Annotated in this window: 1 protein-coding gene; it reads right to left on the bottom strand. The window is 66.3% G+C overall.

Annotation, left to right across the window (positions count from 1 at the left end; all coding sequences use genetic code 11):
• Positions 1-829: IS481 family transposase (locus AC3WRM_RS18405; protein WP_492250001.1), on the bottom strand; the 829-nt coding region annotated here is incomplete at its 5' end.

Here is an 829-nt window from a genome sequence, read left to right on the forward strand (position 1 = left end):
CTAGGTGTGATGTCCAGGCAGGTTGTTGGCGATCCTGCTGATGGGTGGCAGCGTTCCGAGAGCGGAGTGGGGCCTGTGGTGATTGTAGAAGTGGATCCAGCCTGGGAGGGCTGCTCGGCGTTCAGCTTCTGAGCCGTAGAAGCGGGCGTAGGCCCAGCCGTCGGCGAGGGTGCGGTGGAAGCGTTCGATCTTGCCGTTGGTCTGGGGACGGTATGGCCGGGTCCTTTTTGAGGTGATCGCGAGGTCGGCGCAGGCCTGGGCCCACGCGTGGGAGCGGTAGCAGCTGCCGTTGTCGGACAGGACGCGCTCGACGGTGACGCCGCGCTCGGCGAACCAGGCCACGGCCCGGCGCAGGACACCGGTCGCGGTCGCGGCTTTCTCGTCAGTGCAGATTTCGACGTAGGCGAGGCGGGAGTGGTCGTCGATCACGGTGTGCAGGAACGCCGTGCCAATGTTCGGGTGGCCCTTCTCAGTACGGCCAGTGCGGAGCGCGGTGCGTGACTTGTTCTGCTTGCCGATCTGTGGACCGACGTAGCGCCAGCCTCCGCCGTCGGGAATGTTGCCGAACTTGGTGACGTCGACATGGATCAACGATCCCGGATACGGGTGTTCGTAACGCCTGATCGGCTCACCAGTGGCCCGGTCGATGTGGCTGAGCCGGTTCATCCGGCATCGCACCAGCACCGCGTGGACGGTCGAGGGAGCGACACCGAGCCGGCCGCCGATCTGTACCGGGCCGAGACGCTGACGCCACCGCAAAGCAACGATCCGCCGCTTCACCTGCTCGGAAGTTCGATGCGGACACGAGCGGGGCCGGCTCGACCGGTCG

The organism is Aeromicrobium sp. EU05-FHT14F07 (assembly GCF_058790455.1).